This window comes from Rhizobium viscosum (genome assembly GCF_014873945.1).
Classification (GTDB): Bacteria; Pseudomonadota; Alphaproteobacteria; order Rhizobiales; family Rhizobiaceae; genus Rhizobium; species Rhizobium viscosum.
Genome location: NZ_JADBEC010000002.1, coordinates 2,216,827 through 2,242,713 on the forward strand (window position 1 = coordinate 2,216,827; position 25,887 = coordinate 2,242,713).

Sequence of the window (25,887 nt, forward strand, 5' to 3'; positions counted from 1 at the left end):
CGCGCAGAAGAGGGGCGGACGATATCGCCGGCGTGGTGATATACTCGCTTGCGGAGGAGGTCTCGCGCTGGCAGTCGAGGGGTTTGCGCGGTGACACAGGGCTTGGCCGCGGCATCCCGCCTCGGCCCAGGAAGGGAAGGAGACAACGCATGAACAATGTAGCGATCCACCCAATCGTGGATTCAGGATACCGGGCGACCGATGCGTCATTTGTCGGCGGCACGCTCATATGCAATTGCGCGAGCAATCCGGTGAAAGTCCGCGTCAAGGGCGATATTGCCCATAACCATGCCTGCGGCTGCACGAAATGCTGGAAGCCGCAGGGTGCGGTCTTTTCCGTGGTTGCCGTGGCGCCGACTGACAACGTCGAGGTTCTGGAGAACGGAGACAAGCTGGCGGTCGTCGACACGTCTGCGCTAATCCAGCGCCATGCCTGCAAGGATTGCGGGGTCCACATGTACGGGCCTGTCGAGCGCGACCATGCCTTTCAGGGCCTTTCCTTCGTCCATCCCGAACGGTTCCAGGAGAAAGGCTGGGCAGCACCCGGCTTTGCCGCCTTCGTATCGTCCATTATCGAAAGCGGATATGACCCTGGGAAAATGGGCGCCGTACGCTCGCGCCTCAAGGAGGCTGGGCTTGAGCCCTATGATTGCCTTTCGCCGGGCCTGATGGACCTTATCGCCACCTGGACGGCGAAAAAGGCAGGAGTTCTCGCGGCCTGATGTAGCGCAGATTCGCCGGATGCCGTCGCGATCCCCGCGGCGGTGTTCCGGCGCGACATAGATTTCATGATATTGCGCCGGACAATCCGGCGATTGGTATCTCTGCCATTAGCTGAAGTTCCTGGTTTTCAGCGGCCACGTCTTTCGCGTGGATGCTCCCCATTGTCCTAGGCTGTGCATCCCTTGAGGAAAATATCCGCACACATTCTCGCCCTCGCAGCGATCTCTTCGATATTCGGCGGCGGAAGCTGGCGCAGCATGGCGGCGCGTTGGGGCTCCATGATCATCATGCCGCGCAGCATGCCGCAGGCGGCGTGTGGGTCCTCGAGTTTGATCAGCCCATGTTCCACCTGCCGGCGCAGCCAGTTTTCCATCGACGCGTTGGTGCGCATGATCGCTTTCTCGTAGAAAGAGCTGGCGAGCTCGGGAAAGCGGTCGGATTCGCCGATGACGAGGCGGGTAATCGTGATCGTGTCCTGCGAAAGCGTCAGCATGCCATAGGCCATCAGCATACGCTCCAGCCCCTGGCGGAGCTCGACCGTCGCCAGTGTGCCGGGGTCGAGCGCCAAGAGGAAGCGTCCGGTGCGATCCGAGACCATTTCGGAAAACAGATCTGCCTTTGTGGGGAACAGGCGATAGAGCGTCTTCGTCGAAACGCCGGCTTCCTGGGCAATCGCGGCGATGCTGACTGCGGCATAGCCATTCTCGTGAAACTGCTTGTTGGCGGCCTCGATGAGCACGCCGCGCGTATCCTCGTCACAACGCACCTGCGGCCTGCCACGTGGCTTCTTCTCGATATTGTGATTTTGGACCATTGCGATTTTCCAAATTATCGTTGACATCCCTTTTTTAGCGCATATTTTGGAAAACATCAAGTTTCCTAAATTGGACTTGAGCCGAATTTCAAGGCCGCAGCCGAGACGACGGCGACCTTCCACAAGGAGAGTGACGATGTCCGTCAAGAAGCTGCATGCCCTGAACAACAACGCCGCCCCGGCCGATATATCGGCCGCCGAAGCTGCGGCGGAGGCTACGCCCGCAACGCTTGACGCCGGCACGACGTCGCGTGTCACCGATCCCGTCGTCCCCGCTTCGGCTGCGCAAGCACCGGCCCGCAAGCGCGGTGGCCGCTCGCTGCTGATCGGCGTAGCGGCTATCGCCATCATCGCCGCTGCTGCCTATTACGGCAATAATTACTGGAAGGTCGGCCGTTTCGAGGTCTCGACCGATGACGCCTATGTCCAAGCCGACAGCACTACGGTCGCGCCGAAGGTTTCCGGGTATCTTGCCGACGTTCTCGTCAGCGACAATGAAACTGTAAAGGCTGGCCAGCCGCTGGCCCGTATCGACGACCGCGATTTCCGCACCGCACTCGATCAGGCGAAGGCCGATGTCGCTGCAGCCGAAGCCACCGTCAATGCCAAGCAGGCATCGCTCAATATCCAACAGTCGACCATTGCTGCTGCCCGCGCCACACTCGATGTCGATAAGGCCAACGAGACCTTCGCCGAGCAGAACAACAAGCGCTACACCAACCTTGCCACAAGCGGCTATGCCCCGGTCCAGACGGCCCAGCAGGCAGCTTCCGCAATTGCGGCCGCCCAGGCAACGATCGTTCGGGACACGGCGGCTCTCGACGCTGCAACCAAGCAGGTCGATCTTCTGAATGCCGAGCTCGCCCAGGCCAGGGCGACACTTGCCCACGACCAGGCCGTTGCGCATCAGGCTGAGCTCAATCTCTCCTATGCGACCATCGTCGCTCCGGTTGACGGCACGGTCGGCAACCGCACGCTGCGTGTCGGCCAATATGTCCAGGCCGGCACTCAGCTGATGGCTGTGGTGCCGACGACGGCTGCTTACATCGTCGCCAACTACAAGGAAACGCAGCTGACCGATGTCCATGCCGGCCAGCCTGTTGCTATCGAGGTCGATATGTTCCCGGGCCGCACCTATCACGGCCATGTAGACAGCCTGTCGCCGGCAAGCGGTCAGGAATTCGCTCTGCTGCCGCCCGATAACGCTACCGGCAACTTTACTAAGGTTGTCCAGCGCATTCCGGTAAAGATCGTGCTTGATGGCGATGCCGCCGAAAAGGGCGATCTGCGCCCGGGCATGTCCGTTCAACCGAGCATCGACACCAAGGCCGATGCTGCCAGCAACTAAGCGAAGGGGCAGGAGATCGTGTCATGTCCAGTATCGCAACAACACCAGGTGCCATCCCGCAGCCGGGCGCCAGCACCAAGGCCAGCACAAGGGAGTGGATCGCCGTTCTCGCCGGCATGATCGGCGCCTTCATGGCGATCCTCAATATCCAGATCACCAATGCCTCGCTTCTCGATATCGAGGGCGGCATCGGCACAGGTGTCGATAACGGCGCCTGGATCTCCACCTCCTACCTGATCGGCGAGATCGTCGTCATCCCGCTGACGGCCTATTTCAGCAACGTTTTCTCGTTCCGCCGCTATATCCTCGTCAATTCCATCCTCTTTCCGCTCTTTTCGATGGCCTGTGCCTTCGCCCATGATCTCGGCACGATGATCCTGCTGCGCGGCCTGCAGGGCTTTGCCGGCGGCGTGCTTATCCCCATGGCCTTCACCATGGTGCTGACCAAGCTGCCGAAGAACCAGCAGCCGCTTGGCCTTGCAGTCTTTGCCTTGTCGGTCACCTTCGCCCCGGCCATCGGCCCGACGATCGGGGGCTACCTGACGGAGAATTACGGCTGGCAGACGATCTTCTTCATCAACACCATCCCGAGCCTCCTCATGGCGGCTGCTCTCGCTCTGACACTTGAAAAGCAACCGATGCAGCTTCACCTGCTCAAGGAGGGCGACTGGGCCGGCATCGTCACCATGGCAATCGGCCTTTCGGCTCTGCAGACCGTGCTGGAAGAGGGCAATAAGGACGACTGGTTCTCCTCGCCCTTCATCGTCAAACTCGCCATCGTGGCCTTCGTCTTCCTGGCCGCCTTCATCTGGATCGAGCTCACGGTCAAGAAGCCGCTGGTAAAGCTGCGCCTGCTTACTCAGCGCAATTTCGGTATCGGCGTGCTGGTCAATGTGCTGGTTGGCGTCGCACTCTTCGGCACCGTCTACATCCTGCCGCAATATCTTGGCCAGGTTCAGCGCTACAATGCCGAGCAGATTGGCAACGTACTCGCCTGGACCGGTCTGCCGCAGCTCCTGCTCATCCCGCTGGTGCCCGTGTTGATGAAGCGGTTCGACGCGCGTTATATAGGCTTCCTCGGCATCTCGATCTTCGCGATCAGCTGCTTCATGAACATCACACTTTCGGCCAACAATGCCGGCGACCAGTTCTGGATCCCGAATATTGTACGTGCCATCGGCCAGGCTCTCGTTCTGACGCCGATCACCGCCATCACCACGGCCGGCATCGCACCGGCAGACGCTGCCGCCGCCTCTGGCCTCACCAACATGCTGCGCAATCTCGGTGGTGCGGTCGGCACAGCTTCGCTCGGCACCATCCTGACGAAGCGCGAGCAGTTCCACTCGAACATCATCGGTCAGTCGATCACCTTGACCCGTGACGAGGTGCGCGACCGCCTAACCCAGCTCACAGGCTATTTCACCCAGCACGGTGTTACCGATCCGGCCGTAGCCTCGCAGAAAGCGATCGTCGCGCTCGGCCAGATCGTCAAGCGCCAGGCCCTCATCATGGGTTTCAGTGATACGTTTGCGGTCATCGGCGTCGTATTGGCGCTGGCAGCATTTGCCTTGCTTTTGACCAAGAAGCCGCAGGCAGGCGCAGGCGCCGGCGCCCATTGATGTGCCGATCAAAATAGAAACAGGCCCGATGGGCCTGTTTTTTGCGTCGCGGGCAGCCGATCAACGGTGATGGAGACATGCTCCTCAGGCGTCGTTATGCGGCTTTGAGCAAGGGCAGCAATTGCACGCCCTGTCGCTTGATCTCCGAAAGATAGGGCGTGTCGGAGAGCACGAAATGGCTGATGCCGAGCTCCTGGTATTTGCGCAGCGAGCGGGCGACATCTGCGGCGGAACCGACGAGCCAGGTCGTGCCCGCGCCGCCGCCACCGAATTTGCCGGGCGCGGTGTAAAGATTGTCGTCGAGCACTTCACCGCGCTGATGAAGGTCGAGCAGGCGCTGCTGGCCGACGGCGACGGCCCGCTGATGGTCGTGCCAGCCGGCACCGCTATTCTCTGCCATTTCGGCGACCTTCGCTTCTGCGTCGGCCCAAGCTTCTTCTGTCGTGTCGCGTACCAGCGTCGTAATCCTCAGACCGAATTGAAGCGGCGGCAGGTCGCGGTCGAGATCGCGGCTGAGACGCTTCAAACGGTCGATCCGTTCCCGCACGCCATCGAGAGGTTCGCCCCAGAAGAGCTGGACGTCGGCTTCGGTGGCCGAGACACGCTCGGCCGCTTCCGATGCGCCGCCGAAATAGAGCTTCGGATGGCGACGCTCGCCTTTCGCCTCGATGCGCGGCACCACGGTGGATTCGGTGACCCCGAAGTGCTCGCCGGCAAAGCTGACGTTTTCCTCGGTCCATAACTTTCGCACCAGCCGCATGAATTCCTTGGTGCGGCAATAGCGATGCGCCTGATCGCCCTCGCTGTCCCCATAAGCCGCCAGATTGTCCTTGCCGGAGACGATGTTGACGCGCACGCGTCCACCGGTGAGATGATCGAGCGAGGCGGCGGCCGAGGCGAAATTCGCCGGTCTCCAGTAGCCGGGACGGATCGCAATCAGTGGCTCGAAGGTGGTGGTGCGTGCCGCAAGGGCGGTGGCAAGCGTAAAGGTGTCCGGCCGGCCCCAGCCGGTGCCGATGAGCGCGCCCTTCCAGCCGTGCTCTTCGAGTGCCTTGGCATGGCTTGTCAGCGTTTCGAGGCTGTTGTGGTTTTCTGCTGCCGAATCGCCGCGGTGGCCGGGTTTGACGGCATTGGGGATATACCAGAGGAATTCCGGAATGCTGCTCATGCGATGCGCCTGCGGTTCTCTATGATTGGATTGTCAAGAATAGCGCAGCCGAGCTTTCCTGCGAGGCGGCTGCCCCGTGTCTCTGCATGGATGGATTACCCGGCCGCCCGAGCCGCTTCGCGCTGCTGCGCCTTGAGCGCCAAGCCATTCGGCGGACGGGGAAGGCCGAGATTCTCGCGCAGTGTCGTGCCCTCGTATTCCTCACGGAAGAGGCCCCGCTTGCGCAGGATCGGCACAACCTGATCGACAAAGTCAGTTAGTCCCGTCGGCAGGATAGGCGGCATGATGTTGAAGGCGTCGGCGGCACCATTGTCGAACCATTCCTGCATCGCATCTGCAACCTGTTCCGGCGTGCCGACCACCGTGCGGTGACCGCGAGCAGTGGCGACCGCCAGATAGAACTCGCGTAGTGTCATATTGTTACGGGAGACCAGATCGGTGACCAGCTTGAGGCGGCTCTTGTTGAGCTCGGTGCTGTCAGGAAGCGGCGGAGCGGGATCGTCTAGCGAATAACCCGAGAGATCGACGCCCTTGTAGTGGCGTGACAGGATATTCCAGGCGACCGAGGGGTGGACGAGCGACTGGATATAGTCGTAATTCGCCTTGGCCTCAGCTTCCGTACCGCCGAGGACCGGGAAGATGCCGGGGCTGATAAGCAGTTCGTCGGGGCTGCGCCCGTAGCGGGCAAGACGTCCTTTGACGTCCGAGTAGAATTCCTGAGCATCTTCCAGCGTCTGGTTGGCGGTAAAGATCATCTCCGCGGTTCGCGCGGCGAGTTCGCGTCCGGGCTCGGATGCACCGGCCTGGACGATGACTGGGTAGCCCTGAACCGGGCGGCCGACATTCAACGGCCCGCTGACACTAAAGAACTGGCCCTGGTGATCAAGCTGATGCACCTTGTCCGGATCAAGGTAGACGCCGCTTTTCTTGTCGCGGATGAAGGCATCGTCCTCATAGGAATCCCATAGGCCCTTCACCAGATCGACGAATTCTTCGGCCCGGGCATATCTGTCGGCATGAGCAGGGTGGCCGGGAATGGAGAAATTCCTGGAGACATCGGCGCCTGTGGTCACGACGTTCCAGGCTGCCCGCCCTTTGGAAATATAGTCGAGCGAGGCGAATTTGCGGGCGAGCAGATAGGGGTCTTCATAGGTCGTGGAGGCGGTCGCAACAAAGCCGATATGGCTTGTGGCCTGCGAGAGCGCCGCCCACAGGGTGACCGGCTCGAAATGGGCGCCCTGCGCTGTACGGCGCAGCGCTTCCGGATCCTTCGCGCGTTCCCAGCCGGCGGGGCTGTCGGCAACGAAAACGAGATCGAACTTACCGCGTTCCGCCGTCTGAACCAGATCGCGATAGTGATCGATATTCAAGCCAGCGTCGGCCTGCGCGTCCGGGTGGCGCCAGGCGGCGATATGATGGCCCGTTGCCATGATGAATGCGCCAAGCCGTATCTGTCTTTTCTGACTAGCCATGATGAGGATCTCCGTTGGTTTCAGGCGGCGCGGCGGCCGGGGGCATCGACCCCGAGCCGGCTCAGAAGCCGGGTTCGGATCTGTGCGAAGCGCGGATCGCCGTGGTCGCGCGGCACGGCCAAGTCGATGCGCAGATCCTCGACAAAACGGCCCTCGTCGAGTACCAGGATCCGGTCGGCGAGCGAGATCGCCTCATCGACATCATGGGTGACGAGCAGAACGGCGGGGCGGTGTTTTGCACAAAGCTCCCGCAAGAGGTCATGCATCTTTAGCCGGGTCAGTGCATCGAGTGCGCCGAAGGGTTCGTCAGCCAATAGCAGCGCTGGTTCACGCACCAGCGAGCGGGCGAGCGCCACTCTTTGCTGCTCGCCGCCGGACAGTTGGTTCGGCCAAGCTGTTTCCCGTCCCGCGAGGCCGACCTCGGCGAGCGCCTTGCGTCCGGCCTCCTGTCCTGTTTCACCCGGCAGGCCGAGCGTGACGTTCTGAATGACCGTACGCCAGGGCAGCAGGCGGGCGTCCTGAAAGACCACCGAGAGTTTTTCCGGCGTCTCGAGCGTACCGGTTCCCTTAACCTCGTGGTCAAGGCCGGCAAGGGCTCTGAGGAACGTGCTCTTGCCTGATCCGCTTTTCCCGAGCAGGGCCACGAACTCGCCCTCACGGATATCGAGTTCTACGTCGTCGAGGATCGTCTTCGCCGCAAAACACCGCACGAGATTTTCGACGCGGACGGCAGGCTTCAGCTGGCCAGAGTGCGGCGCCATGACAGGACCCTCCGTTCGAGCAGGCGGACGAGACCGTCCGAGACGAGGCCGAGCAGCACATAGACCACGAGGCCGACGAGAATGACGTCGGTCTGGCCATAGGTGCGGGCAAGATCGATCATGTAGCCGAGGCCGCTGGTGGAATTGATCTGCTCGACCACCACAAGCGACACCCAGCAGAGCGTGACGGCAAAGCGCAGGCCGAGGAGGAAGCCGGGCAGAGCGCCGGGCAGCACGACCTGGAAGATGAAGTCCTTCTGACTCATGCGCAGCGTCTCGGCGAGCTCGACGTAGCGGCTGTCGATGCTGCGCAGCGCGTTGTGGGTGTGGATGTAGATGGGGATGATGACGGCAAGCACGATGGTCGTGACCTTCATGCTTTCGCCAATCCCGAACCACAGGATAAAAAGCGGGATCAGCGCCAGCGTCGGGATGGCGCGCTTGATCTGGATCGGCCCATCGATCAGCGCCTCGCCGATGCGGGACAGGCCGGCGATGACCGCGAGAGCCGTGCCAATGACGAGGCCAATGCTGAGGCCGAGCAACGCGCGTGTCGCAGACGTCACGAAGTTGTCCTGCAGGCGGCCCTCGGCGATCAACCGTCCGAATGCCTCGACGACTGTCCAGGGCGCCGAGAGAATGCGCGGATCGATCCACCCCAATGCCGATCCGGCAAGCCAGGCCAGTACTAGCAGTGCCGGGCCGATCTGCAGTCCGAAGGGTATCTCGCGTCCGGGGCCGAGCCTGCGGTGGGCGCGGAAAGCCGCGGGTTTTGCTGTGGCACTAGCGCTTTCGCGCGGCGATATCCGTGATGTCTTGACGTTATCTGCATCCCAGGTGGTTGCCATGCTTGCGATCTCCTCTCTTCGCTATGGAACGGCAGGCGCGATCACTGGCTTCTTGGCAGAGCGCTTGCAGCGATTTTTTCGAAGCGGTTGTCGAAGATCTGTTCGACGTCGAAGGGCTTGTAGCCAAGCTCTTCAGCCAAGAGGTTGATGGTTTCCTGATGGCGTTTCTTTACGTCCGCCCAGCTATCCGGGATGACTTGGGTGCCCGAGAGTTTGACGAGAAATTCGGCATCCTCGCGGCTCAGGCCCTGCTGGCCGATGTAATATTCCTTGATCCAGATCTCGGGATTCTGATCGACCCATTCGGTTGCCCGTGCCCAGAGGCGGACATATTCGGCAAGGGCGGCTGCCTTTGCCGGATCGTCCAGAACCCATTGCGGTGCATAGAGATGGGCGGGGTCGTCACGAAGGCCGTGCCCGATCAGGCTCGCGCCATCGGAGCCATATTGGCTGATGTAGCGGCGGATATTGACGCCGCCGAGCGGCGCGATATCGACCTGCTTGCTGGCGAGCGCCTTCGGATAGACATCGCCGGTGCTCGGCAGTTCGACCAGTGTGGCGTCTTTCTTCGTCAGGCCTGCGGCATGAAGCGCACGAAGCACGAGTGTACCCTGAGCCTGGCCGGGACTGAACGCGATGCGCTTGCCGCGGAAATCCGCGAGCGACTTGACATCGACGCCAGGCGCGATGCCGAAACGGTAGATTGGATTGGCAATCGGGTCCTTCCGTTCGCGATAGGCGATGTTGCGCACGGGCAGATTGTTCCAGGTCGCAAAGATCGACGGGATTTCGGCTACGGAGCCGACATCAAGTGCATGCGCACGGAAGGCTTCGGAGGTCTGCGGGCCGCCGCTGAGATTTGCCCATTTGACCTCGAAGGTTAGTTCCTTGACGAGGCCGGAAACCTCGAGAGCCTTCTGCGTCACCGGATCACCGATCGTCAGAACCGTCCCGGGCGGCACTTTGTCGAGCAGCGGCGCACTCGTCTCGGCAGATGCCACGTTGCTGAACATGCCAAGGGAGATGAGGCCGAGCACAGCCGTTCCCAGTGTTTTTGCCAATGTCATCGTTGATGTTTCCCGTTTGAGGTTGCAATGTCAGGAAGCGATGACGGGAAGGGTGCTGAATTCTCCATAAAATCTATAGACTATTTATTTCTTTCGTTCGCCTGTTCGTGAAAAATCCTACCAATTGTGCAGGCGCGGCAGACTCGCGCGTTGTTTGGTGAGGATACGGCGATTTCCTGCTTGGGCGAGAAGACGCGGCCCGACATCGTGATCAGATCGCAGTCAGAACAGTGAAGCCCTATGCAACTCCCAGGCCGTCTCGTCGTGGAACATTGCAGCCGGATCGTCTCTTAACCTTCGAGAAACCTTGTCTTGCTTCGGGTCGGCTATGAAATTCTCGCACTCTGAGACTTGGTTACATTCCTTTACGTTCCGCTGTTAAAGTCACATCCGAAATATCTGCTGAAGCGACTTAACGGTTGGGCTGACGATGCTTGGTGCCGAGATCCTTGCATTCCTGGAGGCGTGTCCGATGGCGGTGCTCGTCCTCGACACCGCTGGCCGCGTCATCTTTGTCAATGCCGAAGCCGGGCATCTCCTACTTCTCGAAAATCAGCCTGCCGGACTGGATATTACCGAACTGATGCCGGAATGGCCGTTGCTCTCAGGCGTTTCCACCGCTTTCATCAGCGATCGTTCCGGTGATCGTAGATTATGCCGGGTACAGGTCGTGAACTGGCCCGCGGGCACAGAGACGGTCACGGCTGCTTTCCTCGAGCCTGTCGATGACGAACGTCCGGCAGGTTACGCGGCGCGCGAGGCCAATCTGCGTCTGCGCTATGTCATCGAGATGCTGCCGGAGGCGGTCTGTGTGTTCGACGCCAATGACCGCTATGTTCTTTGGAACCAGAAATATGCCGAGCTTTATGCCGACATAGCCGAGCACCTGAGGCCCGGTGCCGCGTTCGAGGATATTTTGAGGACCAGTCTCGCCGGCGACAGGATGCGAGAGCGCGTCGAGGATAAGGAAGCCTGGTTCCGCGCCCGCATGCAGAAATTCCGTCAGCCGGTTTCGCAGGAGGAACAGCAGTTGCAGGACGGCCGGTGGCTGCGCCACGACGACCGGCGCACGCCCGATGGCGGCGCCATCGGCATGCGCATTGATATTACCGGCCTCAAGCAGCGGGAAGACTGGCTTCGCCAATTGTTCGACGCCAATCCCATGCCCATGCTTTTGTGCGACGGCGAGAGCCTCGCCATCCTTCAGGCCAACCGGGCGGCCGTTGATTTCTATGGTTTCCACCCCGCGACGCTACTGTCGAAGCGAGCCTGCGACATGCATGTCGACGGCGAACTCCAGGCATTCGAGAAGATCCTCCTTCATCTCGACGGCGACCGTGATGCACGAACGATCTGGCGACAGAGGACGCTGGACGGATCGGAGCGCCACGTGCTGATCTATGTCCGGCAGCTCCACGAGGGGGCCGAGCGTCGGTTGCTGCTCACCGTGGCCGACGTCAGCGACAGAATTCTTGCCGAGGCTGAAGCCAATCGTTTGGCACATCACGATATTCTCACAGGCCTGCCGAACAGGATGCAATTCTATAAAGCGCTCGAAAAAGCCCTTGCATCGGAGGATCGGGAAAAGGTCATCATCTGCTGCCTGGATCTGGATGGGTTCAAGCCCGTCAACGATACGTTTGGCCATGCTGCTGGCGATGAAGTGTTGAAAAATGTCGCCAACCGGCTGCAGATGCATGCGCGGGGCCATCTGGTCGCCCGCCTCGGCGGCGATGAATTCGCAATCCTGATGAGGGGAGAAAGAGCCGAAGCGATTGATCTTGCCGAGCGCTGTATCGACGCCTTCGAACAGCCTTTTGCCATCAATGGTCTTGCCATCCGTCTCGGTGTGAGCATCGGCATTGCCGCGGTTGACGGAGTGGACAGCGAAGCGCTCATGCAGGAGGCGGACCGGGCGCTCTATCGTGCCAAGGCCGATGGCCGCAACACCTGGCGTATGACACCTCTGGATCTGCCTATTCCGAAGCGGGCCTAGGCCTGATTGGCTCGTCAGTTCTCCTGTTTTGCCGCAAGCAGCCAATCACGAAGCGTTTTTGCCTCGCGCGAGAGGCCCTTTGCCTCGATGAGCCAGTAAGCCTTGTCCATATCGGAAGCCCGCTCGAAGAGGGAAACAAGCGAACCTGCCGCGATCTCTTCAGCGATCAGCGCGGTCGGGCAAAGGCCGATACCCTGGCCACTGATCAACGAGCCGATCATGAGATTGAAGTCGGCAAAAATAGGTCCGGCCTTCGGCGCGGAATGGATGCCAGCGCCTGACAGCCAGCGCGCCCAGGCATCGGTCGTCTCGTCATGCAGGATTTCGCAGGAAAGCAGGTCGGCTGGCTTGTGAAAGGGGCCATGCCGGGCGAGGAATTCCGCCGAACAGGTTGGTCTGGTCTCGGCATCAAGGAGCTTGATGGCACCGGAACCCGGCCGCACGCCGTGGCAGACGAGGAGATCGGCACCTGCCGCTTCGGGCGTCCTCGCATCCAGCGCATAGACGATGTTGATCCTGATTTCAGGGAAGGCAATTCTCAGCCTCGGCAGCTGCGGAATGAGCCATCGCACCGCCATGGAGGGAATGCATGCAACGCTGACCGGACGGCTGTTGGCTTCCAGCCTCAACTGCCCAGCGGCGACTTCGATATGCGCCAACGCATGCGTGACGGCCACGCCGAATTCCCTGCCGGCGGCTGTCAGCGTCACGCCGCGGCTATGACGCCGAAACAGGGGGATGCGGAGCCAAGTCTCCATTGCCTTCACATGCTGACTGATGCCGGCAGGCTTCAGGTTCAGTTCGGCAGCCGCCCTGACGAAGCTTTCGTGGCGTGCGGCGGCTTCGAATGCCCGCAGTGATGCGAGGGGGAGGTTTCTCATGTCGAGATGACTAAGCAAAACTTGCCCAGAGGGCAAGAATCATCTCGGTTGCCCAATGGTGCAGCCTCGCTAAGAGTGCCCGGCGAATTATTGCGCGTCGCCGGGTGCAGCACCCCAAGACCGCCAGCGGAGCGGAAATATCAGGATGTCGAAGCAGTCGATCGTGCGCATTCCTTCTGACGCAGCCGAGCGGCGGTCAGCACCGCCCGTGGTCGTCTATCCCGTCGAAACATTGCCGTCCGCCGATCTCGGTCTGCTCGAGGCCGTCCGCCAAACGCTGACGAAGGTCAGCGAGGTGATCGTGCCGCCGCGCGAGGCAGGCAGCTTTCACGTTCCGCAGGGGCATTTCTTTCGCATCGTCAGTATCGACGGCCCACAGGTCGGTGACCTCAATCTCTGGAACGCTACAGACCTTTCCGAACGGTTTTTCAGTGGCAAGACACGAGCATTGCACGCAACCCATGTCGGTGTCGGCGATCGTCTCTGGAGTACGCTGCCCTACCTGCGTCCTATGGCAACGATCACCTATGACAGCCTCGGCTGGTACGGGTGGGATGATGATGGCGCCGGCATTCATGATGTCATCGGCACGCGCTGCGATCCCTATACGAACCGATTGTTGAAGGGTAGCGATTACCATCACTGCTGCCATTCGAACCTGACGCGGGCGCTTGCGGCCGAGAGCGGCATGCCGCTTGAGCAAGCGGAAATGCACGTGCATGACGTCCTCAACGTCTTCATGTGCACCGGCTTCACCCGGGACACGCACCAGTATTTCATGAAGGCGAGCCCGGTGCGGCCGGGAGATTTTATCGAGTTCTTTGCAGAGATCGATCTTCTTGGCGCCCTTTCGGCATGCCCGGGTGGTGATTGCGGCGCAAGCCATTCCAGTGATGCGGCCGCCTGCTATCCTTTGAAGGTCGAGATATGGAAGCCCGATCCAGCGACACTCGCCAATTGGACGCCGCCGGCGCCAAATTCCTATCCCAGGACGCATCGGTAAGTCGGTAAGCCTGGCGGCTCAGTTGTAGAGGAGCGGTCAGACGATCAGGATTGCCCTGAAATCATTAACATTGGTGCCGGTCGGACCGGTTTCGAAGAGGTCGCCGATCGCCTTGAAGCCGGAATAGCTGTCGTTGGCGTCGAGCACATGGCGCGGGTCGCGCCCGGCGGCGCGCAGCCGCTTGACGGTGCCCCCGTCGGCAAAGGCGCCGGCATTGTTTTCTGAACCGTCAATACCGTCAGTGTCGGCCGCAAGCGCGTGAATGGCACCATAGCCGTCGATTGCCAGTGCCAAGGCGAGCGCGAATTCGCCGTTGCGTCCTCCCTTGCCGCCCTTGGCGCGCAACGTCACGGTCGTCTCGCCGCCGGAGAGGATGACGGCGGGTTTCGTGAAAGGCCGGTCGCGGCCGGCAACCTCGCGCGCGATTGCCGCGTGTACCAGCGCCACGTCGCGCGATTCCCCTTCAACGGAATCCGACAGGATCGCCGGTGTGATGCCCTGCGAGCGGGCGAATTCGGCAGCTGCCTCGAGCGACACGCCGGCCGAAGCGATGATGTGGTGCTCGTGGCGGGCGAAGACCGGATTGCCCGGCTGGGGCGCATCGGCCTTCGGGGAGTTCAGATGATCGATGGCCGCCTGCGGCAGCTTGAGGCTGTATTGCTGGATAATTTGAAGCGCATCATGCCGGGTCGAGCCGTCGGGAACGGTCGGGCCGGAAGCGACGTGAGCGGGATTGTCGCCGGGAATGTCCGAGACGATGAGGCTGACGACGCGGGCCTTGGTCGCAGCCGCCAGCCGTCCGCCCTTGATCGTCGAGAGATGCTTGCGCACGACGTTCATGGCCGAGATCGGCGCGCCCGAAGCAAGCAGCAACTCGTTGAGCAGAATCTCGTCCTGCAGCGTCAGTCCTTCAGGCGGAGACGGCAGCAGCGCCGAGCCGCCGCCACAGATCAGTGCAATCACGAGGTCATCCTCGCTTAATCCGGCGACGGTATCGATCAGCCGTCTGGACGCGGCAAGGCCGGCGGCATCTGGCACTGGATGGGCGGCTTCGATGATCTCGATATTGTCCGTTTCACAGCCATAGCCGTAGCGGGTGACGACCACGCCTTCGAGCGGCCCGTCCCACACGCTTTCCAGCGCGCGGGCCATCTGCGCAGCACCCTTGCCGGCGCCGATCACGACCGTCCTGCCATCCGGTTTTTCCGGCAGATGTGCAGTGATGCCGGTCAGCGGATCGGCCGCGCGTACGGCTGCGGAAAACAGACTGGTCAGAAAATCGCGGGGTGAGGACAGGGTCATGATGATCTCTCTGGAGACACAGGCAGAAGAGGGGGCTTCCGCTCCTTTAGCGATGACCGTCGACATATCGCTTGTCAATGGAAGAGCCGTCCCCATCCGTTCGGTGTGATTGATAATCGTCCGGATGCGGCTATCTATTGGTGAGAAAAACAACAATCATTTGGAGAATTTGCAATGATCAACGAACAGCAGTTGATCTCGAAGATCACCTGGCGGCTCATGCCATTCCTCGGAATCCTTTATCTTATTGCCTATATCGATCGTCAGAACGTCAGTTTCGCCAAGCTGGAAATGGTCGGTGCGCTCGGTATGAGCGAATATGCCTATGGCCTCGGTGCCTCGCTCTTTTTCATCGGCTATTTCCTCTTCGAAGTACCGAGCAACCTGTTCCTCGACAGGTTCGGCGCGCGCGTCTGGTTCGCCCGCATTCTCGTATCCTGGGGCATCGTCACCATCCTGCTCTCCTATACGCAGAACGCGACAATGTTCTATGTCCTGCGTTTTCTGCTCGGCGTCTGCGAGGCAGGCTTCTTTCCGGGCGTGCTCTATCTTTTAACGCTCTGGTTTCCCGCAGATTATCGCGGCCGCATGGTGGGTCTCTTCATGATCTTCAGTGCGCTTGCCAATGCCGTCGGCGCACCTGTCGGAGGCATGCTGCTCGATCTCGATGGTTTCCTCGGCCATGCCGGCTGGCAATGGGTTTTCCTGGCGACAGGCATTCCGGCCGTCATTGCCGGTGTCGTTACCTTCTTCTATCTCTATGACCGGCCCGAAAATGCGAGTTTCCTCAGCAAGGAGGAGAAGAGCTGGCTGGCGAACCGTCTCGCATCGGAAAATTCCGGCATGGATCACAATGCCGAAAACGGCTTCAAGGCGCTCGTCGACCCCCGCGTCCTGTTGATGGCGCTCTGCTACATCGCCTTTCCGCTCGCCGCCTATGGCCTCAGCTACTGGCTGCCGACCATCGTGAAGGCCTTCGGCGTCAGCAACACCGTGAACGGCCTTCTCAACATCATCCCGTGGATACTGGTGGCGATTGCGCTCTGGGCAGTGCCGGCTGCCGCCGACAAGGCGAAGGCGAAAACGCCTTATATCGTCATTCCTGCCTTCATCGGTGCGGCCTGCCTGCTGCTCTCGGCGCTTGTTCCGAACAATACGCTGCAGTTCATCTTCCTCTGCGTCGCCGCGGCCGGCATCTTCGCGCCACAGCCGGTCTTCTGGAGTCTGCCATCCCGTTTCCTCAAGGGCGCGGGGGCTGCGGCGGGCCTTGCAGCCATCAATTCTGTCGGCAATCTCGGCGGCTTCGTTGCTCAGAACGTCGTGCCCTGGATCAAGGACGAAACCGGAAGTACGATTGCGCCGATGTTCTTCCTGGCTGTCTGCCTTGCTGCCGGCGCACTGCTCGTCTTTGCGGTCGCGATGATCATCGCGCGCAAGGAGCATGACGCCGTGCCACGCGGCATCTGAGATCTTGGAAATGGAGAAGCCCCGGCACCAAAGGTACTGGGGCTTCTTCCATGGGAGGCTGCCGGACGGGCATGGGTTAGGAGGAAATGTCCTCGAGTTTGCGGCCGCCGGTCTCGATCATCTGCGTTGCGGCAAGCGCGCCGATCACGGCGACGATCCCGAACATGATGAAGACCGACTTGATGCCCTGTGCGCCGACCATGTAGCCGACCGTCGTCGGACCGACAGCCGAGGCGATGCGCAGCCACGACGTCGCAAGGCCCGTTCCGACCGCGCGCATACGCGTCGGGTAGATTTCCGGCGTATAGAGGTAAAGCACGGCGTTGACGGAGCCGACGACGCCATAGGCAAGTGTTGCCAGCAGAATGAGTGACCAGAGGCTGTTCGCACCACCAGCGGCAAGCGCAGCCAGAAGAACGGCGCCGACAAGGAAAGAGACGACGGCCCAGGTGCGCCTCCCGATACGGTCGATACAAAAGGCGCAGGCAAGCAGGATGACGACCTGCGCGACATTGGTCATCGAGGCTGCCCTGAGCGCGCTGCCGAGTTCCAGCGAATAGACGGTGTGATAGAGTGTCGGCATCCAGTTGTTCAGGCTGTTGGCCACGAAGAACGAGCTTGCCCAGAGGATCCAGGCGACGATGGTGCGGACACGGAAGGTCGGCGACAGAAGTTCGCGCCAACGGTTTCGCACCCTGGGTGCAGCCTGGACCTGCCCCCCAAGCGCCAGGGTCGCTTCATTATAGGCGCGGTCGTCGAACGTGTAATTCGGATCCCTACGCCTCGCGCTGTCTTCCGCCTGGCGGATGATGTTTTCCGCCTCGTCGAGCCGGCCCTGACCGATCAGCCAGCGTGGCGATTCCGGCAGTCTGTAGAGCAGATAGGCGATCAGCAGGCCTGGAATACCGCCAAGCAGGAACAGTGATTTCCAGCCAAAGGCCGGGACGATCAATGTGCCGACCTGTCCCGTCACCATCAGCCCGACCGGAAAGATCAGCTCATAGAGCATGAAGTTGCGTCCGCGCCCCTTGGCGCGCAGGAGCTCGCTGATATAGGCGGCCGCAACGGGCATTTCGCCACCCACGCCGATGCCCTGGATCAAACGGCAAATGAACAGCATCTGGAAATTGCCGGCCAATATACAGGTGAGGCTCATGACCGACATCAGTGCAGTGGCGGATGCGGCCATGTGAACGCGGCCGAGCGTTTCCGCAAGGCGGCTGAAGAGAAGGGCGCCGACGAGCTGGCCAATATAACTTGCCGCGATCATCCAGCCGATCTGAGCTGGCGTCAGCGCCCAGAGATTGATCAGGATCGGCAGAACAAAGGCCAGCGAAAGCGCGTCAAAGGCGTCGAGGAATGTGGCGCTGCCCATGATGATACGCGCCCGACGATGCCAGGGTGTAAAGGGGATCGCTTCGAAACGCGCGGTCAAAGCCGCGGCGCGGCCAGCCAATCGCGTCTGCTGCGGGACGTCTTGTGAAACCTCGCCTGCGGCAGAGCCGGCAGCCAGCATGCTATTGCTATCGTGCATATCATCCTCCCAGATCAGCACGGTTAAACGGGCCGGCGGCACCCCCTGCCGCCAGCTTCGCCCTACTGGGCGGCAGCTTCAATCATCTTGCCGATCACTTCCGCGACAACATCGCTGCATTCAATCGGTGTCAGATGTCGGGCGCCCGGCAGGATCGTCAGGGACGCCCCGGGGATTGCCTCTGCAAGCTGGCGTGCACTCTCGACCGGTGTCGCATAGTCTTCTTCGCCGACAACGACGGAAACCGGGAAATGAAAGCCGGAAAGCGCATTGCGAAGATCGGCATCGCCGAGCATGATGCAGGTCGCCTCGTAGGCATCGAGATCGTTGCGGACAAAGATCTCCATCATCTCCTGGATCTTGCGCGGATTTTCCGCCCTGAAACGATCACCGAACCAGCGGGTCGCCTGGAAGGCAGCCATCGAGGCGAGGCCTTCGGCCCGCGCTTTCGCGGCCCGTACCCGCCATTCCTGAGGAGCCTTTTCCCCATACCAGGCCGTGGTATCGATGAGGGTCATTGCCGAAATTCGTTTTGGGTGGCGAGCAGCAAAAGCCTGCGTAATGCAGCCGCCCATGGAGCAGCCGGCAATGACCGCCCGCTCCCAGCCGGCCTTGTCCAGAACCTCAGCGACGTCATCGGCGTAGCGTTCGATTGCGTAGGAAAGGGGCGCGCGGCTGCTCCAGCCATGCCCCCGGCAGTCGATGCAGATGATCTCCGCCTGGCTCTGCAGGCCGGAGATGACGTCCGTCCAGATGCTGCCGTCAAGGGCGAGCGAATGGATCAGCAGCAGGCGCGGTTTTCCGGGCGTGCCATATCGCCGGAAGGCGATCGTCGCTTCATCCGAGACGGTCACGAATTCGTAGTGACCGTCCATGTCACGGGTTTCTTGCTGCAACATCTGTTGTTCCAATCAGCCGGCCATGGCCAGATCGTTTTCACCGACGAGCGGTACGTTCCAGGCGTCATAACCATAGAGCCAGGTCGTATCGTCGTTGCCGCCGGACATCCACGTATTGGCGCTGGAGATTGCCTGAATGCGCGAGGTGCGCGGCTTGCGGTTCGCCTCGTAGCGGCGGAAAGCGCCTTCGATGTCGCCATTGTCGACGGCTTCGAGGCAGCGTGCGAGCACGGCAGCGTCCTCGATCGAGGTTGCCGCCCCCTGCGCCATATAAGGCGTCATCGGATGGCAGGCGTCCCCCAGAAGTGCCACACGGCCGTCGCTCCAGCGCGGCAGAGGTTCGCGCTCGAGAATTGCCCATTTGTGGCAATCCGGGCAGGCGTTGAGCACCATCTGCACTTCCGGATGGAAGCCTTCATAGGCGGCTCTCAATTCCTTGACATCGCCCTTTGCCGACCAGGATTCGGCAGTCATCCAGTCGGCAGACTCGGGAACGCTGGTGACGAAATAGAGCGAACTGCGGTCTGCCGCCGTATAGTAGATGACGATATGCCGGTCGACGCCCCACCATTTCGTTCGGGACGGCGCGATCTTGCCACCGTTCATCAGGCTGGCGTCGAAGACTGCGCGGTAGGCGATGCGCCCCTTGTGCAGCGGTGCGTCAGGACCGACGATGATTTCGCGCACCAGCGAGTGAACGCCATCAGCGGCGATGACCGCATCCGCTTCGACCTTGCTGCCATCGGCGAAGGAAAGGCTGACACCGCCGTTCTTCTGATCCAGGCCGACGAGTTTCTTGCCGAGATGGACGATTTCAGGCGGGAGCACCGAATAAAGCGCTTCGTGCAGGTCGGCACGATGCATGCAGAGGAACGGTGCGCCATAGAGGCTTTCGGGCATCGGCAGTTCACGCTTGATCTCGCCAGTGTCCCAGACGCGGTTGAGGTGGGAATAGGGTTCAAACGCAATCTTCTTGAGACGGTCTAGAACGCCGATGCCGCGCAGCACATGTGACGAATTGGGCAGCATCTGAATGCCGGCACCGACGCGTGCGAATTTCGGTGCCTGTTCGTAGACCTGGACGTCGATACCGACCTTGCGCAGCGTCGCCGCGGCGGCAAGCCCGCCCATACCGGCGCCAATGATTGCGATCTTCGGTTTGCTCTTGGCCATGTCATCTCCTCCGTGTGTCAGTCAAGTTGGGAGGAGCCTAGAAGCGTGACATCAGCATGTAAAATATTTATATTGTTCAACACTTAAACTCAAAAGGTTCTAGGCTATCCGATGGAGCTCAGGCATCTCAGATATTTCGTGGCCGTTGCCGAGGAGGGGAGCTTTAACCGCGCCGCCGAGCGTCTGCATATTCAACAGCCGCCCCTCGGTCAGCAGATCCGCGATCTTGAATATGAGCTCGGCGTTCAATTGTTCGACCGCTCTCCGCGCCGAGTTGCGCTGAACAGTTCGGGCGAACTCTTCCTGGAAGAGGCGCGCGATATCCTGAGAAGGGCACAATTGGCAGTCGACAATGTGCGGCGTTTCAATCAGGGTGAAAGCGGCCGGCTGTCGGTCGGTTTTACGAGCTCGGCTTCTTTACATGTGCTTGCGCCGCAGTTCCTCCAGCGGTTTCGCCAGGTCTTTCCGCTTGCCGAAATCGTGGTCGAGGAGAGCGAGACCTATGAGCTGATTCTGGCCCTCCAGCAGCAGCGCATCGACGTTGCGCTGCTGCACATCGATGCGAAGCGTTTTCCCGATCTGACGGCACGGGCTCTGTCCGAAGAGGACATGCTGGTCGCAGTCCCGCGCAGCCATCCCTATGCGGAGCCGGAAGATAAACCCATGACGCTCGATATGCTCCACGGCGTCGACATGGTCGTCTATCGGCGCACAGATGGGCCTGGCATATTCGAACGGCTTGCCGAAACCTTCCGTACTGCCGGTGTTGCACCGCGGATCGTCGATGAGGTTTCTCGGATCATCGCTGCCATCAATCTGGTGGCCGGTGGGCGCGGCCTGACGGTGGTGCCGGCGTCCATGCGGGTACTTCATCAGGAATCTGTGGTCTATCGGCCGCTATTGCCTGGCGAACTCCCACCCCTGCCGCTTTATGTCGCCCACCGTGCCGATGCGCGGCTTGCCCTCATCCGCAATTTCGTCGATCTGACGGAGAAGATTGCATTCAGCTCATCCGGGAGCGGTGAGGCTGGGCGAACAACGTAGCAGGTTTTAGGCCAATTCATCCTGCAGAGAGCGGCTGACAAGTGTCAGGACGTCGCTTTTCACACCGGGCGCTGCGGCGATCACAGGCCCGCCGGTCAAAAGGGTGCCCTTGCTGGGGAAGGCTTCAGTCCAGCCGCCGGCTTCGCGGATCATTAAGAGCCCGGCCATGCAGTCCCAGGCGTTGATATGCGGCTCATAATAGCCGGCGAGCCGGCCGCAGGCGACCTGCGCCAGCATGAGCGCGCCGGAGCCGTTGCGGATGAACATGCCGCCCGCCTCCAGCAGAAGTTGGATGAAGACTGACACCTGTTTCAGCGGAATGCGAAAATTGGCGCCGACACCGAGAAGCCCGGTGCCGATGCTGGTGGCCTTGTCGACGCTGATCGCCTTGCCATTCAGAAAGGCGCCTTCGCCTTTCCTCGCCACGAAAAGATCGCCCGATGTCGGTTGGCAGATAAGGCCGAGCACGGTCTCATCACCCTTCATGACGGCGATCGAGATGCACCACTGGTCGATGCCGTGCACGAAGCAGCTCGTACCATCGATGGGGTCTACGATCCAGAGGTAGCCCGAGGGACCTTCCGCCAGCCCTTCCTCCTCACCGAGCACGCCGTCATCAGGAAAGGCGACGGTGATGCGGTCACGGATCATTACCTCCACGGCCTTGTCGGCTTGGCTGACCACATCCTGGCCGTTCAGCTTGTGGCCAGTTTCCAATGATGAGAGATCGGAGAAGTAGGAGAGCGCCTTCCCGCCGCATCGAGGATCACGTCCCTGGCAAGGACGAAGCGGGCATCATCAGGAAATTCGCAATGCATGGGATACTTTCGAAGGGAATCAGGGTCTGAAGCTCTGGCGGATGATGAGTTCTGGAATGACCCGTTCATAGCCCGGCTGCAAGTCCGGATTTGCCAGGCGCCGTTCCATCAGTTCGACGGCGCGCATTGCCATGACGAGCGGGTCCTGGCGGAAGGTAGTTAGCTGATAGCTGAGCCAGGCCGCTTCGGGAACGTCGTCGAAACCGATGATGGCAACATCCTCCGGAATCCGCAGCTTCACCTCCTGTCGCGCGTAATCCATCAGCCCGAAGGCGATCTGGTCGTTGGCGCAATAGACGGCGTCGGGGCGTACAGAATTCGAAAACAGCGCCCGGCCTGCGGTGATGCCGCTCTCATAGTCCGAATCCGCGCCACGGCCGACGAAGACCTCCGCGCCGAGCCTTTCCGCCGTCGACAGAAAGGCACTTTCGCGCTCGATAATGCTCGGCGTACCGGTGTTGGAACCGGCAACCGCCAGCCTGCGCCGTCCGGTCTCGAAGAACACTGTCGCCGCCTTGCGGGAGGCCTCTGAATTGCCGGCGCGCACATGGTCTGCATCCGGTTCGGAACGGCCGATGACGATGAGCGGCTGGCCATTACGCTGGGCAAGCTCGAAGAATCTGGCAGGCGGCGAGCCCGACAGGATGATGATTGCCTCGGCGCGATGGCCGATCAGCATCTTCTGGGCGGCCAGCAATTCATCCTCGGTCTGGCCGGTGTTGATGAGGATCGGAATGCTGCCGCGCTGGATCAGGAATTTGGAAAGGGCGGCGGCGAGATGGGCGCGGAACCCGATCTCCGGTTTCGTGGCGACAATGCCGACGAGGCGGCTCTGATTAGCAAGCACGCCGCGCGCAAGATCGTTGACGTGGTAGCCAAGTTCCTGGGCCGCGCGCAGCACCTTCTCGCGCGTTGCAGGCGCAACGCTTGCTCCCGGCGTAAAGGTGCGCGACACGGCCGAGCGGGAAACGCCGGCAAGCTGCGCCACCTGTTCGGCGCTAACGAAGCGCATGCGCTCCTTCTTCTGTGCCTTGTCGTCATTCACCGGACCATCACTCATCGGTTTTCCCTCAACGCCCGGTGCGCGACAAAATATCCGCCTTCCAGAACCGCTCAACGATCAACATTGAAGACCGGTGCTCGATGAGCCGCGGAAGGACGGGTGATGCGATCTGGCAATCTCCACCAGCACATGATGTATAGAGAAGCGATGGCAGTAAGTTGACACCGGTCGCGCCGATGGTGCGGACGATGTTTTGTCGTTTCAGGAATTCATCCCCGTCCATTTTCACTGCCCATTGCACAGGTGCAATCATGTGGCACAGCCGTGCAATTGCCCAGGCCGACCACCTAACGGCGATTCTTTGCAGACGAATGACAGATGAGAGATTTTTCCGGCTGAGCAGAACGAGCCGCAACTGATACCGTCGGCAATTTCTGGCGAGTATAGCCGGGATTGCGGCTGCAATCCCGGCTGAGGGGGCGAGAGGCAGCGGCGATATCGGGGATCAGGTCAACGCCGCTTTAGTGCATCAAGTGATCGTCGAAGCCGTTAATCGCAGACCCGCACGGTTTCAGTATGATAGCCGCCGTCATAGCGGTTGCGGACATCACGATCCTCGTACCAGCACCGCGGCGGCGGCGGCCCTGCATCATAGTAGCGCGGGCCATCGACATAGCGAGGACCGCCGTTGACGATGGCGCCACCAATCAGGCCACCGACAACACCCGCTGCCAGGCCGCCGGCAATGGCACGGCCGGTATTGTCGTGGTGATGATGGTCGCGTGCGGCAGCAGGCTGAATAGCCGAGCCCACAAGGGCCGTCGCAATCAGCAGACTGCTAACAATTCTCTTCATAACATTCTCCTTAGTCGCAAATCGCCCCTATAGAACATGAAATGCTCCACGGCGGCGTTTGTTCGTTCAAATCTTGCACCTTTTGAGGCAAGCCCGCCAAGAAACGGCGCGTAAGGCCTCAATTTATATTTTGCACTGAAATCCTCAGCGCGAATTCGGCGGATCAAACGCGCAATCGCAACTGCCGGTATCAGGTCGCCGATTCCGTCACCGTTTCTTCCAGCACGTCCTCGGGAATATCGTCGAAGGAAGCGTAATTGAGGTTATAGAGCTTCGAGTAAAGCTTGCCGTTTTTCATGAGCTGCTGGTGATTGCCGCTTTCGACGATCTCGCCATTCTGCAGCACGATGATGCGATCGGCTTCGCGGATCGTTGCCAGACGGTGGGCGATGACGAGGCCGGTGCGGTTTTCGAGTAGCTTCACCAGCGCCTTCTGGATCAGCATTTCGGTATAGCTGTCGATATTGGCCGTCGCCTCGTCGAGCACGAGGATCTTGGCGTCGGCCACCAGAGCGCGGGCAAAGGAGAGAAGCTGGCGCTGGCCGAGCGAAAGATTGCCGCCACGCTCGCCGAGCATGCTGTCGTAGCCCTGGGGCAAGCGCATGATGAAATCATGCGCGCCGACGGCCTTGGCAGCCTCGATCACCTGCTCGCGGGTGGCTTCCGTCTTGTGATAGCGGATGTTTTCGAAAACCGTGCCCGTGAAGAGGAAGGGCTCCTGCAGCACCATGGCGATCTGCTGGCCAAGCGAATCCTGTGTCAGCTCGCGCACGTCATGGCCGCCGACGACGACCTGTCCCTGCTGCACCTCGTAGAAGCGGTGGATCAGCGACATGCAGCTCGATTTGCCTGAACCGGTCGGGCCGACAAGGGCGACCGTCTCGCCGGGATTGACCCTGAAGCTCACATGCTTGAGTACCGGATGCTTGGGATTATAGCCGAAGACGACATCGCGGAATTCGACGGAGCCGTCCATGTCGGGCGAGAGCACCTTGGCATCCGGCGCATCCTTGATTTCGATCGGCACGTCGAGCACGTCGGTTAGCCGCTGGCCCGAGGCCATGGCGCGCTGCATGACCGAATATTGGAGTGTCAGCGAGCGGATAGGGTCGAAGAAGCGCTGGATATAGAAGAGAAAGGCGACGAGCACACCGACGTCGAGCGCCTGATTCAACACGCGCGCACCGCCGACGACGATGACGAGCGCCATGGCGATGCCGGTCAGCGTATCGACGATCGGCACCATGATCTGCGCGTAACGGGCCGCGGTCAGATGCGTCAGCAGGTTGGCGTGCGCCTTGTCATCGTAAAGCGTGAAGTTGACCTCCTGCCGGTCCATGCTCTGGACGGCGCGCACGCCATGGATCGCTTCGGCAAGCGCGCCGTTCGCCACCGAGTTCGTCTCATGAGCCGCCATGAAGGATTTGCGGGCGAGTGGCAGCCAGAAAAGGCGCACGACGAAGAGCACAGGCAGCACGGACAGCGTCAGCAGGCCGAGTTTGAAATCGAGATAGAGCATCACGAAGACGATGCCGAAGAGCAGGAAGATATCGCCGACGGACAGCACGCAGGTTTCCAGAAATTCCTGCATCGAGTTGACGTCGCCCTGCAGGCGCGACATCAGCCGGCCGACCTCGGTCTTGTCCATGAAGGAGAGAGAGACGCGCTGGAGGTGGGAGAACATCGCCTTGCGAATATCGAAGAGCACGTTTTCCGCCACGCCGCCGACCAGCGTTTCCTGAAAATAACTGGCCCCGTAGTTGATGAGGATGGCAATCAGGAAGGCGACGATCGCTAAGGTCAGTGCTGAGCCGTTGTCGTCCGGCTGCATGCCATGGTCGATGGCGTAGCGGATGATCAGTGGAATGAGAAGCTGCATGCCGGTGAAGACCAGCACCGAAATCACCGACAGGATGACATCACGCCGGTAGGGATGCACGAAGGCCCAGATACGCTTGACGATATTGGAATCGAAGACCTTGCCGAAGATTTCCTCTTCGACACGCTGCGAGCCGACGACTGCCCTTGGCGGGCGTCTGCCATCCTCGCGAACGTCCGGACGCTCGGTTTCAAGTTCCTCGGCCATCTTGTT

At 60.7% G+C, this 25,887-nt stretch carries 23 protein-coding genes; 7 read left to right on the forward strand and 16 right to left on the reverse strand.

The annotated features are described in order from the left end of the window. Positions 1-149 precede the first annotated feature (149 nt). The gene (gene gfa / locus H4W29_RS31125) at positions 150-722 is read left to right on the forward strand and encodes an S-(hydroxymethyl)glutathione synthase (protein ID WP_192732599.1); all 573 of its coding nucleotides are present in this window, start codon (positions 150-152) and stop codon (positions 720-722) included. A gap of 167 nt (positions 723-889) precedes the next feature. Here the strand turns inward: gfa and H4W29_RS31130 are convergent, their stop codons facing one another. After that, complete coding sequence (locus H4W29_RS31130) at positions 890-1,537, reverse strand: TetR/AcrR family transcriptional regulator (protein ID WP_192732600.1); 648 nt, start codon at positions 1,535-1,537, stop codon at positions 890-892. Positions 1,538-1,673: 136 nt separating this feature from the next. Between H4W29_RS31130 and H4W29_RS31135 the strand changes: the two genes are divergently transcribed. Continuing rightward, on the forward strand, positions 1,674-2,885 hold the full coding sequence (locus H4W29_RS31135; protein WP_192732601.1) for an HlyD family secretion protein: 1,212 nt from the start codon (positions 1,674-1,676) through the stop codon (positions 2,883-2,885). A gap of 23 nt (positions 2,886-2,908) precedes the next feature. Beyond that, entirely contained in the window at positions 2,909-4,504 is a 1,596-nt protein-coding gene (locus H4W29_RS31140; protein WP_192732602.1) for a DHA2 family efflux MFS transporter permease subunit, read from the forward strand. A 94-nt stretch (positions 4,505-4,598) separates the two neighbouring features. Here the strand turns inward: H4W29_RS31140 and H4W29_RS31145 are convergent, their stop codons facing one another. From H4W29_RS31145 to H4W29_RS31165, 5 genes are all read right to left on the reverse strand, one after another. Further along, positions 4,599-5,672 carry an LLM class flavin-dependent oxidoreductase gene (locus tag H4W29_RS31145; protein WP_192732603.1) on the reverse strand — a complete coding sequence of 358 codons (1,074 nt, stop codon included), beginning with the start codon at positions 5,670-5,672 and terminating at the stop codon, positions 4,599-4,601. Between the two features lie 95 nt (positions 5,673-5,767). Further along, on the reverse strand, positions 5,768-7,144 hold the full coding sequence (locus tag H4W29_RS31150; protein ID WP_192732604.1) for an LLM class flavin-dependent oxidoreductase: 1,377 nt from the start codon (positions 7,142-7,144) through the stop codon (positions 5,768-5,770). A gap of 20 nt (positions 7,145-7,164) precedes the next feature. Continuing rightward, positions 7,165-7,905, reverse strand: a complete 741-nt coding sequence (locus H4W29_RS31155; protein WP_192732605.1) for an ABC transporter ATP-binding protein — start codon at positions 7,903-7,905, stop codon at positions 7,165-7,167. Further along, positions 7,881-8,753: an ABC transporter permease gene (locus H4W29_RS31160; protein ID WP_192732606.1), complete on the reverse strand. Its 873-nt coding sequence runs from the start codon at positions 8,751-8,753 to the stop codon at positions 7,881-7,883. The genes H4W29_RS31155 and H4W29_RS31160 overlap by 25 nt, the downstream gene beginning before the upstream one ends. 41 nt (positions 8,754-8,794) lie before the next feature. After that, entirely contained in the window at positions 8,795-9,820 is a 1,026-nt protein-coding gene (locus H4W29_RS31165) for an ABC transporter substrate-binding protein (RefSeq protein ID WP_192732607.1), read from the reverse strand. Positions 9,821-10,250: 430 nt separating this feature from the next. Between H4W29_RS31165 and H4W29_RS31170 the strand changes: the two genes are divergently transcribed. Further along, positions 10,251-11,816: a diguanylate cyclase domain-containing protein gene (locus H4W29_RS31170; protein ID WP_344750615.1), complete on the forward strand. Its 1,566-nt coding sequence runs from the start codon at positions 10,251-10,253 to the stop codon at positions 11,814-11,816. Positions 11,817-11,830: 14 nt separating this feature from the next. Here the strand turns inward: H4W29_RS31170 and H4W29_RS31175 are convergent, their stop codons facing one another. Then, a complete protein-coding gene (locus tag H4W29_RS31175; protein WP_192732609.1) occupies positions 11,831-12,697 on the reverse strand; it encodes a LysR substrate-binding domain-containing protein in 867 nt (288 codons plus the stop codon). Positions 12,698-12,842: 145 nt separating this feature from the next. Here H4W29_RS31175 and H4W29_RS31180 point away from each other — a divergent pair, with 145 nt between their 5' ends. Continuing rightward, entirely contained in the window at positions 12,843-13,700 is an 858-nt protein-coding gene (locus tag H4W29_RS31180) for an urea carboxylase-associated family protein (RefSeq protein ID WP_192732610.1), read from the forward strand. Positions 13,701-13,736: 36 nt separating this feature from the next. Here H4W29_RS31180 and H4W29_RS31185 read toward each other — a convergent pair whose 3' ends face one another. Further along, complete coding sequence (locus H4W29_RS31185) at positions 13,737-15,002, reverse strand: glycerate kinase type-2 family protein (RefSeq protein WP_192732611.1); 1,266 nt, start codon at positions 15,000-15,002, stop codon at positions 13,737-13,739. A 174-nt stretch (positions 15,003-15,176) separates the two neighbouring features. On the opposite strand from H4W29_RS31185, the gene H4W29_RS31190 reads away from it, so the two are divergent. Next, on the forward strand, positions 15,177-16,469 hold the full coding sequence (locus H4W29_RS31190) for an MFS transporter (protein WP_192732612.1): 1,293 nt from the start codon (positions 15,177-15,179) through the stop codon (positions 16,467-16,469). 76 nt (positions 16,470-16,545) lie between these two features. Here the strand turns inward: H4W29_RS31190 and H4W29_RS31195 are convergent, their stop codons facing one another. The 3 genes from H4W29_RS31195 to H4W29_RS31205 all read right to left on the reverse strand — a co-directional run bounded on the left by H4W29_RS31195 (position 16,546) and on the right by H4W29_RS31205 (position 20,075). Beyond that, positions 16,546-18,003, reverse strand: a complete 1,458-nt coding sequence (locus H4W29_RS31195; protein ID WP_192732613.1) for an MFS transporter — start codon at positions 18,001-18,003, stop codon at positions 16,546-16,548. Positions 18,004-18,065: 62 nt separating this feature from the next. Further along, the gene (locus H4W29_RS31200) at positions 18,066-18,902 is read right to left on the reverse strand and encodes an alpha/beta fold hydrolase (RefSeq protein WP_192732614.1); all 837 of its coding nucleotides are present in this window, start codon (positions 18,900-18,902) and stop codon (positions 18,066-18,068) included. Between the two features lie 12 nt (positions 18,903-18,914). Further along, on the reverse strand, positions 18,915-20,075 hold the full coding sequence (locus H4W29_RS31205) for an FAD-dependent monooxygenase (protein WP_192732615.1): 1,161 nt from the start codon (positions 20,073-20,075) through the stop codon (positions 18,915-18,917). Positions 20,076-20,186: 111 nt separating this feature from the next. On the opposite strand from H4W29_RS31205, the gene H4W29_RS31210 reads away from it, so the two are divergent. Continuing rightward, positions 20,187-21,119 carry a LysR family transcriptional regulator gene (locus tag H4W29_RS31210; RefSeq protein WP_192732616.1) on the forward strand — a complete coding sequence of 311 codons (933 nt, stop codon included), beginning with the start codon at positions 20,187-20,189 and terminating at the stop codon, positions 21,117-21,119. A gap of 6 nt (positions 21,120-21,125) precedes the next feature. Here H4W29_RS31210 and H4W29_RS31215 read toward each other — a convergent pair whose 3' ends face one another. The 5 genes from H4W29_RS31215 to H4W29_RS31235 all read right to left on the reverse strand — a co-directional run bounded on the left by H4W29_RS31215 (position 21,126) and on the right by H4W29_RS31235 (position 25,881). After that, entirely contained in the window at positions 21,126-21,836 is a 711-nt protein-coding gene (locus H4W29_RS31215; RefSeq protein WP_246517516.1) for an inositol monophosphatase family protein, read from the reverse strand. Positions 21,837-21,956: 120 nt separating this feature from the next. Beyond that, positions 21,957-22,997, reverse strand: a complete 1,041-nt coding sequence (locus tag H4W29_RS31220; protein ID WP_192732617.1) for a LacI family DNA-binding transcriptional regulator — start codon at positions 22,995-22,997, stop codon at positions 21,957-21,959. A gap of 10 nt (positions 22,998-23,007) precedes the next feature. Beyond that, positions 23,008-23,253: a hypothetical protein gene (locus H4W29_RS31225; protein WP_192732618.1), complete on the reverse strand. Its 246-nt coding sequence runs from the start codon at positions 23,251-23,253 to the stop codon at positions 23,008-23,010. 236 nt (positions 23,254-23,489) lie between these two features. Beyond that, the gene (locus H4W29_RS31230; protein WP_192732619.1) at positions 23,490-23,795 is read right to left on the reverse strand and encodes a hypothetical protein; all 306 of its coding nucleotides are present in this window, start codon (positions 23,793-23,795) and stop codon (positions 23,490-23,492) included. Positions 23,796-23,985: 190 nt separating this feature from the next. Then, positions 23,986-25,881 carry an ABC transporter ATP-binding protein gene (locus tag H4W29_RS31235; RefSeq protein ID WP_192732620.1) on the reverse strand — a complete coding sequence of 632 codons (1,896 nt, stop codon included), beginning with the start codon at positions 25,879-25,881 and terminating at the stop codon, positions 23,986-23,988. Between the last annotated feature and the right edge of the window lie 6 nt (positions 25,882-25,887).

What these genes read in the sequence shown, in the direction of transcription:
- gfa (WP_192732599.1), top strand. Translation starts at nt 150, where the DNA reads ATGAACAATGTAGCGATCCACCCAATCGTGGATTCAGGATACCGGGCG.
- H4W29_RS31130 (WP_192732600.1), bottom strand. Translation starts at nt 1,537, where the DNA reads ATGGTCCAAAATCACAATATCGAGAAGAAGCCACGTGGCAGGCCGCAG.
- H4W29_RS31135 (WP_192732601.1), top strand. Translation starts at nt 1,674, where the DNA reads ATGTCCGTCAAGAAGCTGCATGCCCTGAACAACAACGCCGCCCCGGCC.
- H4W29_RS31140 (WP_192732602.1), top strand. Translation starts at nt 2,909, where the DNA reads ATGTCCAGTATCGCAACAACACCAGGTGCCATCCCGCAGCCGGGCGCC.
- H4W29_RS31145 (WP_192732603.1), bottom strand. Translation starts at nt 5,672, where the DNA reads ATGAGCAGCATTCCGGAATTCCTCTGGTATATCCCCAATGCCGTCAAA.
- H4W29_RS31150 (WP_192732604.1), bottom strand. Translation starts at nt 7,144, where the DNA reads ATGGCTAGTCAGAAAAGACAGATACGGCTTGGCGCATTCATCATGGCA.
- H4W29_RS31155 (WP_192732605.1), bottom strand. Translation starts at nt 7,905, where the DNA reads ATGGCGCCGCACTCTGGCCAGCTGAAGCCTGCCGTCCGCGTCGAAAAT.
- H4W29_RS31160 (WP_192732606.1), bottom strand. Translation starts at nt 8,753, where the DNA reads ATGGCAACCACCTGGGATGCAGATAACGTCAAGACATCACGGATATCG.
- H4W29_RS31165 (WP_192732607.1), bottom strand. Translation starts at nt 9,820, where the DNA reads ATGACATTGGCAAAAACACTGGGAACGGCTGTGCTCGGCCTCATCTCC.
- H4W29_RS31170 (WP_344750615.1), top strand. Translation starts at nt 10,251, where the DNA reads ATGCTTGGTGCCGAGATCCTTGCATTCCTGGAGGCGTGTCCGATGGCG.
- H4W29_RS31175 (WP_192732609.1), bottom strand. Translation starts at nt 12,697, where the DNA reads ATGAGAAACCTCCCCCTCGCATCACTGCGGGCATTCGAAGCCGCCGCA.
- H4W29_RS31180 (WP_192732610.1), top strand. Translation starts at nt 12,843, where the DNA reads ATGTCGAAGCAGTCGATCGTGCGCATTCCTTCTGACGCAGCCGAGCGG.
- H4W29_RS31185 (WP_192732611.1), bottom strand. Translation starts at nt 15,002, where the DNA reads ATGACCCTGTCCTCACCCCGCGATTTTCTGACCAGTCTGTTTTCCGCA.
- H4W29_RS31190 (WP_192732612.1), top strand. Translation starts at nt 15,177, where the DNA reads ATGATCAACGAACAGCAGTTGATCTCGAAGATCACCTGGCGGCTCATG.
- H4W29_RS31195 (WP_192732613.1), bottom strand. Translation starts at nt 18,003, where the DNA reads ATGCACGATAGCAATAGCATGCTGGCTGCCGGCTCTGCCGCAGGCGAG.
- H4W29_RS31200 (WP_192732614.1), bottom strand. Translation starts at nt 18,902, where the DNA reads ATGTTGCAGCAAGAAACCCGTGACATGGACGGTCACTACGAATTCGTG.
- H4W29_RS31205 (WP_192732615.1), bottom strand. Translation starts at nt 20,075, where the DNA reads ATGGCCAAGAGCAAACCGAAGATCGCAATCATTGGCGCCGGTATGGGC.
- H4W29_RS31210 (WP_192732616.1), top strand. Translation starts at nt 20,187, where the DNA reads ATGGAGCTCAGGCATCTCAGATATTTCGTGGCCGTTGCCGAGGAGGGG.
- H4W29_RS31220 (WP_192732617.1), bottom strand. Translation starts at nt 22,997, where the DNA reads ATGAGTGATGGTCCGGTGAATGACGACAAGGCACAGAAGAAGGAGCGC.
- H4W29_RS31225 (WP_192732618.1), bottom strand. Translation starts at nt 23,253, where the DNA reads ATGATTGCACCTGTGCAATGGGCAGTGAAAATGGACGGGGATGAATTC.
- H4W29_RS31230 (WP_192732619.1), bottom strand. Translation starts at nt 23,795, where the DNA reads ATGAAGAGAATTGTTAGCAGTCTGCTGATTGCGACGGCCCTTGTGGGC.
- H4W29_RS31235 (WP_192732620.1), bottom strand. Translation starts at nt 25,881, where the DNA reads ATGGCCGAGGAACTTGAAACCGAGCGTCCGGACGTTCGCGAGGATGGC.